The 17,879-nt window shown below is 26.3% G+C and carries 13 protein-coding genes; 3 read left to right on the top strand and 10 right to left on the bottom strand.

The window, feature by feature from the left end; genetic code table 11:
• Nucleotides 1-29 precede the first annotated feature (29 nt).
• The 6 genes from Q0T35_RS06320 to Q0T35_RS06295 all read right to left on the bottom strand — a co-directional run bounded on the left by Q0T35_RS06320 (nt 30) and on the right by Q0T35_RS06295 (nt 7,792).
• The gene (locus Q0T35_RS06320; protein WP_295841394.1) at nt 30-992 is read right to left on the bottom strand and encodes a hypothetical protein; all 963 of its coding nucleotides are present in this window, start codon (nt 990-992) and stop codon (nt 30-32) included.
• 58 nt (nt 993-1,050) lie between these two features.
• A complete protein-coding gene (locus tag Q0T35_RS06315) occupies nt 1,051-2,247 on the bottom strand; it encodes a class I SAM-dependent RNA methyltransferase (protein WP_295841393.1) in 1,197 nt (398 codons plus the stop codon).
• 359 nt (nt 2,248-2,606) lie between these two features.
• Nucleotides 2,607-3,929, bottom strand: coding sequence for a peptidylprolyl isomerase (locus Q0T35_RS06310; protein WP_295841391.1), 1,323 nt, complete (start codon nt 3,927-3,929; stop codon nt 2,607-2,609).
• 72 nt (nt 3,930-4,001) lie between these two features.
• A complete protein-coding gene (locus Q0T35_RS06305) occupies nt 4,002-5,849 on the bottom strand; it encodes a hypothetical protein (RefSeq protein WP_295841390.1) in 1,848 nt (615 codons plus the stop codon).
• Nucleotides 5,850-6,027: 178 nt separating this feature from the next.
• Complete coding sequence (locus tag Q0T35_RS06300) at nt 6,028-6,282, bottom strand: hypothetical protein (RefSeq protein WP_293919371.1); 255 nt, start codon at nt 6,280-6,282, stop codon at nt 6,028-6,030.
• A 1,228-nt stretch (nt 6,283-7,510) separates the two neighbouring features.
• Nucleotides 7,511-7,792, bottom strand: a complete 282-nt coding sequence (locus tag Q0T35_RS06295; RefSeq protein ID WP_295841389.1) for a SymE family type I addiction module toxin — start codon at nt 7,790-7,792, stop codon at nt 7,511-7,513.
• A gap of 78 nt (nt 7,793-7,870) precedes the next feature.
• Between Q0T35_RS06295 and Q0T35_RS06290 the strand changes: the two genes are divergently transcribed.
• Nucleotides 7,871-8,284, top strand: a complete 414-nt coding sequence (locus tag Q0T35_RS06290; RefSeq protein WP_295841388.1) for a helix-turn-helix transcriptional regulator — start codon at nt 7,871-7,873, stop codon at nt 8,282-8,284.
• A gap of 144 nt (nt 8,285-8,428) precedes the next feature.
• Here Q0T35_RS06290 and Q0T35_RS06285 read toward each other — a convergent pair whose 3' ends face one another.
• From Q0T35_RS06285 to lpdA, 3 genes are all read right to left on the bottom strand, one after another.
• The gene (locus Q0T35_RS06285; RefSeq protein WP_295841387.1) at nt 8,429-8,899 is read right to left on the bottom strand and encodes a hypothetical protein; all 471 of its coding nucleotides are present in this window, start codon (nt 8,897-8,899) and stop codon (nt 8,429-8,431) included.
• A gap of 1,423 nt (nt 8,900-10,322) precedes the next feature.
• On the bottom strand, nt 10,323-10,895 hold the full coding sequence (locus Q0T35_RS06280; protein WP_295841384.1) for a Maf family nucleotide pyrophosphatase: 573 nt from the start codon (nt 10,893-10,895) through the stop codon (nt 10,323-10,325).
• 89 nt (nt 10,896-10,984) lie between these two features.
• Nucleotides 10,985-12,373, bottom strand: a complete 1,389-nt coding sequence (lpdA, locus tag Q0T35_RS06275; protein ID WP_295841382.1) for a dihydrolipoyl dehydrogenase — start codon at nt 12,371-12,373, stop codon at nt 10,985-10,987.
• A 163-nt stretch (nt 12,374-12,536) separates the two neighbouring features.
• On the opposite strand from lpdA, the gene Q0T35_RS06270 reads away from it, so the two are divergent.
• Nucleotides 12,537-12,842 carry a TM2 domain-containing protein gene (locus Q0T35_RS06270; RefSeq protein WP_295841381.1) on the top strand — a complete coding sequence of 102 codons (306 nt, stop codon included), beginning with the start codon at nt 12,537-12,539 and terminating at the stop codon, nt 12,840-12,842.
• A 244-nt stretch (nt 12,843-13,086) separates the two neighbouring features.
• The gene (locus Q0T35_RS06265) at nt 13,087-13,392 is read left to right on the top strand and encodes an NINE protein (protein WP_295841380.1); all 306 of its coding nucleotides are present in this window, start codon (nt 13,087-13,089) and stop codon (nt 13,390-13,392) included.
• Between the two features lie 19 nt (nt 13,393-13,411).
• On the opposite strand, the gene Q0T35_RS06260 is transcribed toward Q0T35_RS06265, so the two are convergent.
• A complete protein-coding gene (locus tag Q0T35_RS06260) occupies nt 13,412-17,785 on the bottom strand; it encodes a hypothetical protein (RefSeq protein WP_295841379.1) in 4,374 nt (1,457 codons plus the stop codon).
• Nucleotides 17,786-17,879: the final 94 nt, after the last annotated feature.

The following is a 17,879-nucleotide window of genomic DNA, read 5'->3' as shown; positions in this document are numbered from 1 at the left end:
AAAATTATACTGTAAAACAAATAATTTAATCAATTTAATTCTAATATATTTTTAACCCAAGTGTTAACATGGTATTTATCTAAAATATAGTTAGGCAGTTTCTGATATTCTGTATTTAAAAATTCATCTGGGATTATAATATTATCGGGGTCGATAAGCAATATATTGTTAGGATTATAAAAATCATAATTTACGATGTCTTTATTGGTCGTTATAAGTTTTTTGTGATAACCCAATGATTCAAATACCCTAAAAGTTAATCCGGTTTGTTCAAATCTTTGTATATCAATCATAAGATTAGATGTCTTAATTTTTTCAAGGGATTGTTCTCTTGAGACCATCTTATTTAAATAATTGATTTTAGTTTTTATTTTTGGCGTATATAAGTTTATTTGTCTTCTGTTTACAACAATAAATTCGTAGGGATAATTTTTACTTTCTAAAACTTTTGCTATTTTCTCAAGTACAGGTGTTCTTTTATCTAAAGAACATATGTTAAAAGCTTTTCTTTCTTCATTCAATTTTTTTTCATCATATTGTTCATAAATATAATTTGGAATAAATTTTAGCTTATATTTTTCAACATCTTTTTTATCGTAACTATAAATTTTATCAAAAAATTCAAAAGTATTGGAAATAGCTGGCATTCGTTCTACCCCATCATAATGATAGGCTATCATTTGATTACTTTTCAATTTACAAAAAGTTAATGTTTCAGGAGACAACCATTCGGCATGTATAATAATAATTTTATCAAATTTTTCGTAATTAGATAATCTTTCTCTAATTAATTTATCTAGATGACACCTTTTTATATTTTTATTAAAAAAAGATTTATTAATTAAATTCTTTAAACGATCAAATAAATTTGGATATAGGTATCTATTAGCATAAATATCAATATGAATCGCCTCTATGCCTAATTTTTTCATTGCAGATATAATATATTTATCATATCCGTAATAATCTAAAGATATTAAAGCGACTTTCATAATTTATAATTACTAAATTAGTTATTTAAAAAGTGAAATATATAATAAAATTAATAAATTAAATTTTAAATTTTAAATTTCCACTATTATTTATCTTATTATTTTTAGTTTTATTACTTCCTTCATAAATATCATATTGGAAAAGGCGACATTCTAATTTTCCATTAAAAATTTTAATTTTTTTCGATGGTCTTAATCCAATTTTTTTATAAGCTTCTAAATCTGAAGTTATAAACCATGAAAATACATTTTTATAATTATTTTTTAAAGTATCTCCTATATTTTTATAAAAGTTATCTGTAGCAATTGAAATTCTTTCACCATAAGGAGGATTAAAAACGATTAATAAAGGGTATTGTTCTTTTTTAGAGGTAAAAAAATCTTGATTTTTTAATTCAATGAATTCAGTTAAATCTGCAGCCTCTATATTTTCTTTGGCACAAAGTAATGCTTTATTAGAAACATCATATCCAACAATTTTACCTGAAAAGTCTTTAATTCTATTTATTCTCGTATCTTTTATTTGATTGAATAATTCTAAATCAAAATTTTTCCAATTAGTAAATCCAAATTTTTTTCTATGTAATTGTGGTGGAATATTTAATGCCATCATAGCAGCTTCAATTAATAAAGTTCCTGATCCACACATAGGATCTAAAAAATTTCCTTTTCCATCCCATCCAGCAATATTCAATAATCCTGCTGCTAAAACTTCATTTATTGGAGCTTCAAAATGAGATTTTCTATATCCTCTTTTAAAGAGAGGATCCCCGCTACTATCTAAAGAAATGGTCACATCTTGATTGCTTATATGCAGATGTAGCTTAATATCTGGATTGAATCTTTCAATATCTGGTCTTTTACCAAATTTCTTCCTAAAGTGATCCACTATACTATCTTTCATTTTTAACATGATATATTGTGAATGTTTGAAATATTCGGAATATACAGTTGAATCTATAGCAAATGTTTGTGAATTATAAAAGTAATTTTCCCAGGGAATTTTATTTATTTCTTTTTCAAAGACAATTTCATTTTTAGCTTTAAAATGCCATATTGGAACTAATATTTTTAATGCTGTTCTTAGAGAATAATTAGCCTTATATAAAAATCCTAAGTCTCCATAGAATTCTACTGCTCTATTTTTCTTTATAATTTTAGAAGCTCCTAATTGTTTGAGCTCTTGCACGAGCATATCTTCCAAACCATAAAATGTTTTTGCTTGCATTATAAAGGAATCTTTATTAGAATACATATTATGTAACAATTAAATATGAATATGAAGTGATAAGGTTTTAAAATAATTAATTATTAATTCAATCTAAATATATATGATATAATTTTTTTTAATAGTTCAAATATTTTTCAAATATAGGTACTTTTTCATAAATTATAATTTATCTGATTTAATTTATAATAATTTGTTTAAAAGTTATAAAATAACTTATATAATTAATAATCTCTATGATTTGATTTTAGTTTTATTAATCAATTAATTTATAATATTAAATTAATAAAAATTATTTTTAATAATATATAAATGTTGAATAAATTAAAAAGCTCGGATTTCCGAGCTTTCATTAATATAAAATTATAAAACTATCTTTGTTTTTCTTATAACCAATCGATTGAAAAATTACATTTTTTGTACTCGTCTTGTATGGTAATAAATGTTGAAGGTATTTGAGCTTTCACCCATTTTTCTATAACTTCATTTTCTTTAGTCTTCTGTGCAAAACCTTTAATTCTGTTATAATCTATTTCTAAATTCATTTTATGAGCTGGTATAACGTCTGTAATTTTTAATAATTTAACAACTGTTCTATTATTTTCTTTATCTTCAAAAACTTCGGATATATCACCTTTTCCCAATCCTGATAGGTTATACAATACTTTTGTTGGTAATTTTATTTTTTCAAATCTATTATCTCCAGTTTGAGAATTAGATAATATTCCTCCATTGTATTTTGTATATTTATCATCTGAATATTTTAAGGCAGCCTGATTAAATGTTATTTTTTCTGCTTTAATATCAGCTTTAATTTTTTCTAACTTTTCCAAAGCTGTTTTGATTTCTTCTTGATTAGGAACGGACATTAATAATATATGTCTTAAATCAATTACTTGCCCTTTCTTTTTTTCAAGATATACAATATGAAATCCGTATTCAGTTTCAAATGGCTCCGATATTTGTCCTTCTTCTAAGCTAAAGGCAACTGCATCAAATTCTTTAACCATTTGTTCTCTTCTCACATTTAAAATTTGACCTCCATTTGCAGCAGAACCAGGATCTTGAGAATATTTCCTAGCCATATCTGCAAAACTAGCTCCTTCTTCAATTTGCTTTTTAATAGATTTTAATTGATCAATTAATTCTTGTTTATGTCTCTCAGTTAGATTAGGATACATAAAAATCTGACCATATTCTATCTCTTCATTTGAAGTGGGAAATTCCAATTCGTGAGCTTTATAAAAATCTTTTAAGTATTCTGGAGATACGTCCACATTTTTAGTGATTTCGGCCATCTTTCTCTGTGTATACATTTGATTTTTTATCATGGTTTCAAGCAAGCTTCTTAGCTCACCCATGGTTTTAAACTTGAAATTCGTAAGTATATTAACATCAGAACCAAAGTAATTCCTATACCCGTCAATGCGAGATTCAGCTTCCCTTGAAACTTCATCTTTACTTACGGAAATTAAAGTATCTTGCTTAGCTTTATAAAGGATAATTTTTTCTTTCATCATATTTTCAATAAAGCTACATCTATCGGTTACGATTTGTCCTTCAGAGCGAGCGTAATTTTCACCTTCTTTAACATCTGTTTCAGTAATTATTTCATTTCCTACAACCGCTACAATTCCGTCTATTTTAGTTTCTTGAGCATAATTTAATGTAGCTATAAAAAATGTTAACAGTAAAATTAATCTATTCATTTCAAGTTTTTATATCTGCAAATTTAAAATTCTTTTATTAGTTATTAGTGTTTTATTAGCTATTTAACGCAATCAATTATAAATCTTTTTTAATTTTTGTACTTCCTCTGGGTTAATTGTAATAATTGCTTCTTCTTTTAATTTTTTTAGTATTTGAGTAGTTTTATAATCTATGTATTCATTAATATGATTCTTTCGAAGATCTTCTAAAGTCATGATATCCTTCTTGATAATTTTTTTAATATCTATAATTAGTTTTCTGTTTTTACTATTAACCCTATATATACCTTTTGAAAGTATTTCATTAGATGGAATATTTAGTGAATTTCGTGTCGATTTCCCTTCGTCTATTATTAAATCTTCTCGATTATCTTTAAATTGATTTTTTATAAATTCTACCGTTTTTTTATTTTTTAACCATTGTAAAACTTTATCTTCTACTTCAGAATTAATACAATAATAATAGGTCCCCTCAATCCTTTCATCCCATGTTAATTTTGTAGCTTCGTCTTTTAAAAACTTCTTTTGACCAATCAAATCGTATCTCGCTTGTAATGCAATTAGATTAAATGCGTTTTTAATAAGAAGTTGTTTTTTTAAATTTTCCAATTCTTCTCCTGCTATTTCTGCATTAAAAAAATTTTCATTATAAAATTCTAATATATTTTCTTTTACCCAGTAATTAATATAACTATCTAAAATACTGTTTCTATAATCATAGTTCTTATTATTTAATTTTAACTGAGTTAATACTTCATTAGCTGTTAAAATTTTTGACTCACCAATTCTTATTAATATTAGATTATCTGAAAAGTCATAATTTTTAAATTTATTATAAGATTTAGGTAATGATAAAATTAAATGATTTAAGCTGTCTGAATTTTCCCTATAGTATGAATAAGTTTTTAATCTATTTACTAATAAATCGTTTAGATGATCTATTTCGATTGAATTTTTTAATCTTTTTAATAATTTTTTTCTAGCCAATGAATAGGTATCATAACTTTCTCTATAATAATATTTAAAGATTGCATAACCATTTGTTAATTTTATTGGCTGGGAATATTTTTCATTAGAAGTATTTAATTTTATTTGGCTGTAAATGTACTGATACGTAGTTTCATCATCATAAATATTAATTTCATTATTAAAGTTTTGATTAAATTTTTGTTTGACAATATTAAAATTTCCTCCAAATTTCAAATCATTATATGCTTTTATTATTTCAATTTTTGCATTTTTTACAGTATTAGGTATATATATTTGATCGAAAATAACCTCTCCCAAATATTTTCTATCATTTGAAACCAATATCAGAAAACAGCTATTTTCATCTTCATAAAAAGTAACTGTATTTAGAGGAGCCTTATATATAGCATCCACTAAACTTTTATTCAATGAAAATATATCTACATAGCTCGGTTTTTTATATTCTAATGTTTGAGAATATTTTAAAACTGCCTCCTCAAATCTTGAAGGATCATTATCTATTCTATGAATGATTGATTTTATGAATTTGTCTTTGTTTTTTTCATTTCTATTTTTATAATATTTATTCTTAAAAAAAAGCAATTGAATCTTTTTTTCAATTTGAATTTTTTTATAATAATCTTGCAATATAGGCTCTAAAACTTCATTTGGGTAAAATAAGCTGTCTTTTAATGCAATAGCTTCATTTGCAAATTCTCTCTCATATTCTTGAGAATCTTCGATATTATTTTTTAAAGCATATTGTTTTAACAAATTAAAATCTATAAAATTATCAATAGCATGGTCGGTACCTAAAAGTTCTAAATCTTTTTTATAATTTTTTTCAAAAACTGATGTATAAATATCTTCACCGTTCATAGACATTAAAATAGATTGCGAAAATATAATACCAGTAAAAAAATTTAAAAAGACAACTATTATTTTTTTCACTATTATTTATTTTATACAAAAATATGTAAAGAATTAAGACTCTAAAAATATTTTTTACTCTTAAAATCTTGAATATAATATGAAAATCTATAAATCTATATTATTTAACAAGTAAATTAAAATTGCTAATTATATGAAAATTTACACTAAAATTAGGGCGAAATTGAACCTCTTAAAATTATTGTTTTTCTTGGACAATTACTTCCCAATTACCTACAACATTTACATCTAAATAATAGTCCCCTTCCGATTTATGAATTGTACTTTCACTTTCTTCTTTTTTATTTGCAGCCATTATTTCCGGTATTTCTCCTTTCTCAAGAATATCAACTCTTTTATCAATACATATACTATAAATATTTCCATTTCTGATCCGGGTAACAAATTTAGCCTCATTTCTTGATAAATGGAATACTTCTGATTTTTTTCCCATTCCCTTTAAATACAAAAATATCCTTATAAATAAGATTTTTTTATGTCTCTGTTTGTTTAGTTGATTAGTTTATTGATTGTTTAATGGCATTTTTAGAAAGAAATAATATTCAAAAAACCATTCCTATAAATATGAATAAAAATACTAATGCTATGATTGTATAACTATTATTTTTTTTAACAACTTGTTTGTTTTAATTCTATATTTTGATATTTTAAATAATTGCAAATAAAAAAAGGTGCAGCTTTAATTCTTTCGCCGCTCTTGGGATACCACTCCCATTCCGACACAAAAGATTATCTGCACCAAAAATTGGTGAAACATAATATAGTGTATCGGAAAGTTTGCGATTTAATGTGGTATTTTGAGCGGCAACTTAGATTATTTCAATTTTTTATTTTTACATAGGCAGTATATTTTCAATATGTTTTTTACAAATATAGAATTTATTATAATTTATCTTATAAGGCATACTCAATAGTTGTTTTTTAAATTTGATGGAAACCTGATAATTCTTTCAATTTTTTTGTATTTCAATGGTATAAAATATTGACTTTTAGGTAAATCATATTACTATCTTATTTAAGCAAGGCAGAGCGTTTGTGTTTCTTTCATTGAAATACTTAGATGCTTGTTCTTTTATCCATACATTATAAAAATCTCTAAATAAAAATTAGGATATAGTTTAAAATCCGGTATTGCTCTACCATTAGAATAAGTATAAGTAATAAGAAGGAAAGTTATTAGTTTCTAATACTTTTTCTTTCTCTCCCAACTTACAAACATTCTACCTTGCGAAATATCTGCAACTAAATTTATATAAGGTAATTCATACCTAAGTATGATTTAATTAGAAACAAATGCATAAAATTTGGGACAAACTCATTGAGCTAAATTTATTGCTACTCTTTAATCTTGTGTATTCTGCAAAACTTTTTACATATAGCTTTACATATATGCTGTAGCATTTAAATATCCATCAATATCTCCTTGGTAAATAGCTTCCTAATTGGAAGTTACTAGCCTTATTAATATATTGTATAGAGTATGTTTTTTTTAAAATTAAAAAACAAAAAAATAAATATTTGAGCGATAGAGAGTTTTTTTTCTTGAATTTTTGATTTTTTTTCACTTCTTTAATAAATTTTTAAGGTTTTAAAGAATGCAAAAGCATTTGTAGTAAGACAAAAGAATATTCTCTTTTATATGTAACCTAACATACCACTATTCAAGCCTTAGTAATAACAATCCTTTTTTTATTATGCTTAATTACTATTTGATCTTCGGTTCTGAAACCCGAATCCTGCAACCATTTTCCTGCCATACGTATTTCCGGAAAAGATATATAATGGAAACTGGCTCTTTTAAAATCCCTTTCATATACCTTTATAGTTCGTATTTTAGTTTTGCTTTTATATTTACGAATTTCCATATATTTCTGATTCCTTCTTTCCGCAAAGGAAGTTCTACCCTGCCCGATATTCAATTTTACAAACTGATTTTTTACCAAACATCACTGGTTTTTTATCTTATATTTTATTTGATTTTTTTGTATATTAGCCCAAAGATAAATTAGTATATTTGCCTTATGACTATAGATAACACAACATCCAGAAAGATACATCAAGGTAGAAATATAAAACGTTTTCGTGAAATATTAGGTATAAAACAGGAAGCGTTGGCTTATGATATGGGAGTTTCTCAATCTTCCATATCCGATTATGAATCTAAAGAAATACTGGACGATAAAGTGTTAGAAAAAATAGCTGGATTCTTAAAAGTTCCCACGGAGGCTATTAAAAATTTTGATGAGGAACAAGCGGTGAATATTATCGCAAATACTTATTCTTTTCAAGATTTTAAAGATAATGCTGTTGCTTCAGGATTTAATTATCAACCAAGCTTCAACCCTGTGGATAAAATGGTGGAGCTTTATGAACGTATGCTCCAACAACAAAAGGAAATGATTGATAAGTTGGAGAAGTTGATTGAAAAAAAGTAAAAAACTTTTATTAGAAAGCTAAAAAAAGAAAGCCAACTTATGAAAGATATTTTGGATAGGATGAAATGATTGATTTTACTATGTAGAAAATGGTTTCTAAAATAGATTACACGTAAAAAGGGTTCAAAAAAGAACCCTTTAAAATTACTGTTTTTCTTGCACTATTATTTCCCAATCACCCACAGCATTTACATCTAAATAATAATCTCCTTCCGATTTATAGATTATACTTTCACTTTCTTCTTTTTTATTTGCAGCCATTATTTCCGGTATTTCTCCTTTCTCAAGAATATCAACTCCTTTATCAACTACATATACCGTAAATATTTCCGTTTCTGATCCGGGTGAATATTTGTAAACAAATTTAGCCTCATTTCCTGTTAAATGGAAAACTTCTGATTTTTTTTTCCCATTCCCTTTAAATACAAAAATATCCTTATAAACAAGATTTTTTTGTAGCTCTGTTTGTTTAGTTGATTGGTTTGTCGATTGTTTAATGGCATTTTTAAAAAGAAATAATATTCCAATAACCATTCCTATAAATATGAATATAAATACTATTGCTACGATTGTATAGCTATTATTTTTTTTAACAACTGGTTGGTTTTGATTCATTTTTTAATATTTTAAATAATTGCAAATAAAAAAAGGTGCAGCTTTAATTCTTTCGCCGCTCTTGGGATACCACTCCCATTCCGACACAAAAGATTATCTGCACCAAAAATTGGTGAAACATAATATAGTGTATCGGAAAGTTTGCGATTTAATGTGGTATTTTGAGCGGCAACTTAGATTATTTCAATTTTTTATTTTTACATAGGCAGTGTATTTTTAAATGTTTTTTACAAATATAGAATTTATTGTAATTTATCTTATACTGTATATTCAATAGTTGTTTTTAGTTTTGATGGAAACCTGATAATTATTTCATTTTTTTTGTATTTCTATGGTACGAAAATATTGACTTTTAGGTAAATCATATTATCATCTTATTTAAGCAAGTAAAAGCGTTCGTGTTTATTTCATTGAAATACTTTGATGCTTGTTCTTTTATCCATACATTATAAAAATCTCCAAGTAAAAATTAGGATATAAGTTTAACATCCGGTATTATTAAAATTCAATAGTTAATGTATTTTCTAAGTTTTGAAGTAAAACATTAAATCTTGTAGCTTAATTACTATTTCTTATATTGTATCTAAAAACAAATTCATCTACATATTTTTAAAGTTGTTTTTTTTAATGTAAAATGATATTTTAATATAGATAAGAAACATATTTACATATTCCTCTAAAATATGCTTTACAAATTAGGATTATAAATCAATTTTATTTCTTTATCCTAACCAATTATCAGTATAAATAGATGCAGAGTTTTTTAACTGTTTTTATAAATTCTAGCTTAAAGTGTCTTTAATTATTTTAGCTACTAAATTGCCTTTTCTTTGAATCATTCCCAAGATTGGAGTTTTACCTTTTGTACTTTTCCTTTGTGAATTTTACAACTTTTTTATTTGAATGTTTGTTTTTATTTTTTCCACCTATAAAGGTTTTATCATCTAACTAATTATAATAATTAGAAATACCAAAACTAGCTTTAATTCTAATTAGCAGAAACCAAGCTTTTTGTAAGTTATATTAATATTTATTAGATAGTTGCAGAGAAGCCCCCCTTTTATAAGAAGTAATTAACCATATTGTTAAAAAACATTTTTATAAAGCTATTTTTAGTGCTATCAAACAAAGAATTGATTTTTACGTTAAAATACTTTCCAGTATTTTTGCATCTATTTATTATTTTTACATTTATAAGTTTTTGAAAATGTATCAAAATGACTTATATATAACTCCATTAGCCCAGCGTATATCTTCAAATTAATACAGAGTGTTCAGCAGAAAATGTAAATGTAGTTTATAAGATCTATAATTGAAATAAATTCTTTATTTATCATTATCTTATTATTTTTAATATAATAAATACAAGAATTTAATTATACTAATTAAAATATTTTTAGCATAAATTAGTATATATAGTCATCTAAAATTTAATATTTTCAAGATAATCGTAAACAATATGTGTAGGTAATCCCATTATAGTAAAAAATGATCCGGATATTTTATCAATTTTAGCTATACCAATCCAATCTTGTATACCGTATGAGCCTGATTTATCAAAAGGTTTAAAATTTTCAATGTAATATTCAATCTCATTATCACTCATTTTCATAAAATGAACTTCTGTATAATCAGTAAATACTTGAAAATCATTTTTTGTTTTAAAACCTACTGAAGTATAAACTTTATGGGAATTTCCTGATAACTCGGATAACATTTGTTTTGCTTGTTCGAAATTTTTAGGTTTTTCCAAAGCATGATTATTCATCCAAACAATCGTATCAGCTGTTATAACAACTGTTTTATCTTCAACTTCTCCATAGTATTTTGATTTCTGTTCAGCTAAGTATTCTGTTATTTGATTTTCTTTCAATTGCGAAGAATATGTTTCATCCATATCTAAGTGTATGGTATCGAAAGTATAATTTAAACTTCTTAAAAGTTCTTGCCTTCGAGGCGATTGAGAGGCTAAAATAATTTTAAATGTATTATTCATAGAATTTTAAAATTGTATAAAAAAATTAAAAGACTATCTCTATGAAGATAGTCTTTTAATAAAAAATTATTGCGATAAAGTTGTATATTTTATAAATCTATAGCTTCCCCGTACGCAGCTTCTGTAGCCCCTTTAAATGCTTCAGAAATAGTTGGATGAGGATGTATAGTAGTTAAAATTTCATGAGAGGTAGCTTCCAATCTTCTTACAGCAACTGCTTCAGCAATCATATCTGTAACACCGTTACCTACCATATGGCAACCTAAAAGTTCTCCATATTTAGCATCATATATTACTTTTATAAAACCATCTGTATCCCCGTTTGCAGTAGCTTTACCAGAGGCTACAAATGGAAATTTACCTACTTTAATTTCATAACCCGCTTCTTTTGCCTTTTTCTCTGTCATACCTACAGAAGCAATTTCCGGAGAACAATAAGTACATCCCGGAATATTTCCATAATCAATAGGCTCAACATTTAAACCTTTTATTTTCTCTACACATAAAATTCCTTCAGCAGAAGCTACATGAGCTAAAGCAGGTCCGGGAATTACATCTCCAATGGCATAATATCCTGGAATATTTGTTTTATAAAAATTATCAACAAGTATTCTCCCTTTATCGGTAACAATACCTACTTCTTCTAATCCTATATTTTCAATATTTGCTGTAATACCTACTGCAGATAAAATAATATCAGCTTCAAGTGTTACTTCTCCTTTAGGAGTTTTTACAAATGCTTTAACACCGTTACCTGTAGTGTCGACCCTTTCAACAGAAGAGTTAACCATAACATCTATACCATGTTTTTTTATTGATTTCTCAACGTGCTTAGATACTTCTTCATCTTCAACAGGTACAATATTTGGTAAAAATTCAACAACCGTAACTTTAGCCCCCATAGTTGCATAAAAATAAGCAAATTCAATACCTATCGCACCAGATCCAACAACAATCATGGATTTAGGCATTGTAGGAAGTGTAAGAGCTTCTCTATATCCAATTACTTTTTTACCGTCTTGAGGTAAATTAGGCAAAACCCTTGAACGAGCACCGGTTGCTATAATAATATGTGAAGCCGAATACTCCGTTTTTTTTTCGTTTTTATCAGTAACTTCTATTTTTTTTCCGGGTTTGACTTTGGCATTTCCATTTATAACATCGATTTTATTTTTTTTCATAAGAAAACCGACTCCTTTATTCATTTTATCAGCAACTCCCCTACTTCGTTTTACAACATTAGTAAAATCAAAAGATGTTTCGGTTTTATTTAATCCAAATTCTTCTGCATGGTTTATTTCTTCATATACATGTGCACTTTTAATAAGAGCTTTAGTTGGTATACATCCCCAGTTCAAACAGATTCCTCCTAGATTTTCTCGCTCTACTACAGCGGTTTTAAAACCTAGTTGAGCGGCTCTAATAGCAGCAACATATCCACCTGGTCCGCTACCTATAACTATAATATCATAATTCATTGTACAGATAATTTTGTTAGCAAAAATACTATTTTTTTTCCAAAAAGAATATTAATAAACAATGATGCAAAAAAGAATATAATAATTGTTTAAAATTATAATAAATATTTATAATTTAGCAGCCATATATAAATTTAATATTATAATTTAATTAAAAGTAACTATGGAAGAAAAAAATCAAGTTAACAATGTAGGAAATAAACTTTCCGAAGATCAGGCTAAAATTGCTAAGGAAAAAAAATTACTTGCAGCTATTCTCGCATTTTTCATGGGAAGTTTAGGAGTTCACAAATTTATTTTAGGATATAAAAAGGAGGGTTTTATTATGCTTGGTATTACATTAGGTACTTTATTTTTGGGATCAATTATCACAGGACCTATTGCCTTTATTGAAGCAATTATATACCTAACCAAATCAGATGAAGATTTTTATAACACTTACATTAAAGGTCATAAAGGATGGTTCTAATCTACATTTTAATATAAATCCATTCTTTTGAATAATTTTTAAAAAGTCTTTTTTTATTTTAGAAATTTCTTAATTCTTATTTTTTTAAACAAATCTTTAAATTTATTAAAAGACTTTTTAATATACAATTTTACTGCCGTAGGACTTTATTTGCTCAGTATTCAATTGTTTAAAGTTATTTATAAATATTTTTAATTTAGCAGCTATATAAAAAATTTAATCTTATAATTTAATTAAAGTAACTATGGAAGAAAAAAATCAAGTTAACAATATAGGAAATAAACTTTCCGAAGATCAGCTTAAAATTGCTAGGGAAAAAAAACTGCTAGCAGGTATTTTCGCATTTTTTTTTGGAGGTTTTGGAGTTCACAAATTTATTTTAGGATATAATAAGGAGGGTTTTATTACGCTCGCTATTACAATATGTACTTGTTTTCTTGGAGCAAGTATCACAGGAACTATTGCCCTTATTGAAGGAGTTTTATACCTAACCAAATCAGATGAAGATTTTTATAACACCTACATTAAAGGTCATAAAGGATGGTTCTAATCTACATTTTAATATAAACCTATTCTTTTGAATAATTTTTTAAAATTTTTAAAGAGTCTTTTTTTATTTTAGAAATTTCTTTATTCTTATCTTTTTTAAACAAATCTTTAAATTTATTAAAAGACTTTTTATATACAATTCCGCCGCCGTAGGATTGATTATTTGCACCAGTATTAGATATAATAGATGTTTCTAATCCAAAGGTGGACGGTTTTGAGAAACTATTAATTATTAATGATTTATCATTATTTTTTGATATATCGTAATTAATTTTTGCTCCATACGTCCAAACATCAGCAGCACTTTTTTGCTCTAAAGGCATATTAACAGATCCAACAATGGATAATCTTTGATTCAGTTTAAAGGTCGGATCTAGAGATATTCTATCACTGGTTCTATCTACTCTAGACCCGGCATTAAAATTAGCATCCAATGAAAATACACCGCTTATATTATTTATAGCTGAAGTTAGCTGTTTAAGCACTACATCATAAGCCGATGAAGCATAACTGCTTCCTCCCATTTTGTCGGATAAAAAGCTTCCAAAAACTACAATACCGGCTACTTGATTATATTTTTCTCCTTCATTATTATTCAACTTAGTATTAAGTTGATCTTTAACAGAAGAAGAGGCTTCGGCTTGTATATCAAATGCTAAGCTAGGTTTGGATAAATATCCTGTTAATAAGGCTGATACAGTTACATTTGTTGCAGGAACTGTAGATATCCCCAAATAATCTCCAATATTACTAACCAATCTTGTATAAGAAGCACGTATATTTAAATCTGCTTCCGTTGGACCTCTATTTTCCCATCTTATTGTACTTCCTGGAATAATAGTAAAATCTTTATTAACAAACATATTATAATAATATTTACTATCTCCGGTAATTGTATAAGTTCCGTCCATAGTAATTACTCCGGCTTTTGACATATCGAATTTAATATGTTTAGCATCCCCTCTTACAACTATTTTATCTCCGGTTTCTTGACTGATAATGAGATTTACAACAGATTTGTTATCTGCCGAAACATCTGCACGTATCGACAATCCCGTAGGAGGTTTTGAATCAATTTCTTCGTCTTGCTTATGTTGTTCGGGTATAAACTTTATATATTGAATATCTGTTGCATGTGTAGTACTACTACTATTAATGGTTAAACTACTTCCTTCAAGAGCCATAGCGGTTGCTGAGATGTCAATACCTTTATCAGTAGTTCCTGTGATAGAAAAATTCCCCGAGGCAAAAATAGTTCCGTAAAACAAATCGTTTTCTTTCATAGTTGTATTAAGAACTAAAAGCTTTTCTGAGGTAAAATCAAGGTTCATTCCCCATTCAGAAAAATTCTTGGTCATTAAAGGCCCAAAGACTAATCCTTTGGTTTTTCTTTGAGTATCCATTAATTCAATATTATCAAATAAAAATACTCCATCAGAAATTTGCAAATCCTGATCCTTAGTTAATTGATAATCAACACCTAAAAAATTAACCATAAATCCTACTTTAGACATAGTTAACATTCCTTGATATTTTAGATCTGACACATCACCGGTAATTTGCACATTTCCTGACGCTGTTCCCCTAAAGTTTGAAAAAATACTTTGTAAAAATGTACCTATAGGAGCTATATTCATTTTATTAGCATTCAGGTCAATTTTTAATTGTGACGGTTTGCCATTTTGGTTGAGAATATATCCTTGAGCTAAGAAACGATCTTCGCCTGAATCTTCTAATTTGCTTTGTAACAAATATCGATTAGTTTTCGCATCATAAATAGCCCTCATAGCAAGATTTCCTAAGGTTTGTCCATTAAACTTTAATTTATCAACATAAAGATCAACCAATGGCTTAAGTTCTTTCGAATTTTTGAGAATTTTGGCCGAACCATTTGCAATCCCTTCAAAAGACATATCTTTAAGCAAACTATGTGGCAATATCTTTTCTAAATTAACATCTTTTAAATTTAAATCAAAATTATAATCATTATTAGTAATATAATCGCCAGATAACAATATTTCAGAATTTTCGGAAGTTAACTCAATTTTTTGTAAGGTTAATTTATTAGTTAATAAATTATATTTTGCTATTGCCTCATCGGATTTAAAATTGGGATTTAGTTTCCATTTTGCTTGTACTAAATTAATATTGGATGGTTTAAATCCTATTATTAAATCATTTCCTATTTGAGTTTGATATAAATTTAAATTAAAATTTGTTTGTTTTTCTTTATATTTTCCATAATAAAAATTAGTGGATGCATATAAAGAATCATTTCTATTAAATCCTGTAAAATTTATTCGGTCAATTACTGTATTATTAATACGCAATGTTGATAAAGATCCCATAAATTGTTTTAAAGAATCTTCTGTATTTAGAAAGATATTCGGATTTGTAATCTTAATATTTTTATAATAAATGTATTCCGAAATCATCTGCGCTTGCAACTTGTTACCATTTCCAATATATCTACCCGTTATAGTAGTTCCTGGAGATAAATTAACATCCATCATTAATAAATCAAATAAATCTTTTTGAATATCCAGTATAAAAGAAAATTCTTGATTATCAAAACGTTTTTTAGTTTTGAAATTAGAAACTAGATTACCAATTCCTTTTTTTAACATGTCCGGAATGTCTTCTAATTTATATTTTCCATAGATATTAGCAGTAATCATGTTTGGCGAAAATATATCTAAGTTTCTATTTCCATCTTCAAAACTAGTTTTTATTTGAATATCGTTATAATTTGTTTGTTTACCATTATCATCGAGCACTATTGAATTGATATTAATTTGTCCTATTAAATCATCAATAGAACTAAATTCAATATCGACTTTAACTATTCCCTTAAACGATTTATTTTTATTAACTTGAGAAGCAAAATATCCTAAATTTAATGATTGAATATTTGCGTCGAAAGTAGTTTTTATATTTTTTTTCGAGAAATTTACTTTTCCGTCAAAGTTAAAATGAGCCAGTGAATCATTAGTATTAATTTTACCTTCAAAAACTTTATCTCTTAGATTACCAACAGCTGAAATACTACTTATAGATTTACCATTAATATCAAGACTGTTGATACTTAAATCAAATTGGGTATTCATTTGATCTAAATCAAATCCACTTCCGTCAAACTGAATGTTTGCCGTGATAGGTCCAACTGTAGTTGATTTAATAAATGGAGCTAAATTTAAATGATAGGTTTCAATTTTTCCTTTATATTTCGGATTTTTAGAAGTATAGTCAAATAATTGTGCATCTGCAAAAAGCTCCCCCAATGAACTTATCATATTTCCATGTAAAGTAAGATCTTTTTTATCAATGGAAAAAGATCCGTTATAATTCATTACACCAAATTCAGAAACAATTTCAGGAATTTTTACTTTGATAAATTTAGGAAGCCAAGATTTCAAAGATGTGTATGAAGTTTGAAGGTGAGTTTCTTTTATTTTAATTAAAAAAGATCGAGAAGCATCTGTCGTAACCAAATTTTTTAAAAGTAAATTCGGAGATGAATAAAAGGTTTTATCAACCGATAAAATTGGATTGGTTAAAGTTAAATTATTAAGAGTTCCATTAACTTTGGATGACATATATAATAAAGAATTGGAGTCCCAATCTTTTACGAAATAGCGAATATCTTTACCCGAAATTTTACTTGCTGTCTTCAGATCCATATTCCAGATAACTTGATCTTCAAAATTGTTCATTCCATTTTCTTTTGTATAATTAAAGAATAAAGAACCCAAAAGTAAAGATGAATCCGTTTCAAGTATTAAATTGCTAAATGATAATTCAGTCTCAGAATAATGTACTAAAGCAGAAAATTGACGAATTGTATAATTTTCTTTATGTCTCTTAGCTTTAAAATTAAATTGTTGAACTTGTACCTTTACATCCGAATTAAAAATATCAACTGAAGAAATTTTTAAATTTAACTCAGAAGTATCCAGCCAAACCTGGTCTTCAACAGGTAAATTCTGATTAACGATTGAAAATTTACCTCCTATAATATCTACTCTACCTTTTAATTTAAAATCTTTTTTCTTAGAAGATTTATCAGACTTGAAATTATCAATAAATATTGAAAAATTATCACGAGTTTCATTTTTATATGTGATAACCCTAATTATTGGATCGTTAAAACGCAATTGATCAATTTTTATATCATCAATTCCTTTTATTACTAAATTTTCAACTAAAGAAATTGTATTTACATACCCTTTTAATTCTTTAACGGTAACTAATTCATTATCATGATGATCCTTTATTACGACATTGTGAAGTATCAAATTTCCAAAATAATCTACTTCTATATTTTCAGAAGAAATTTTCGTTTTAAATTCTTTATTTAAATATACTAAAGCCTCTTTTGCTATTTTATCTTTCACATAGGGTAAATTGATAATTAATAGAAAAGATAACAGTATAAAAAACAAAATACATAATGTGTAGGAGATTGCTTTGAATGACTTAAAAAATATT

It is taken from the genome of uncultured Apibacter sp., assembly GCF_946479295.1.
Classification (GTDB): Bacteria; Bacteroidota; Bacteroidia; order Flavobacteriales; family Weeksellaceae; genus Apibacter.
Note: the sequence above shows the minus strand (reverse complement) of the source record. Positions and strands in the feature narration are given on the sequence as shown.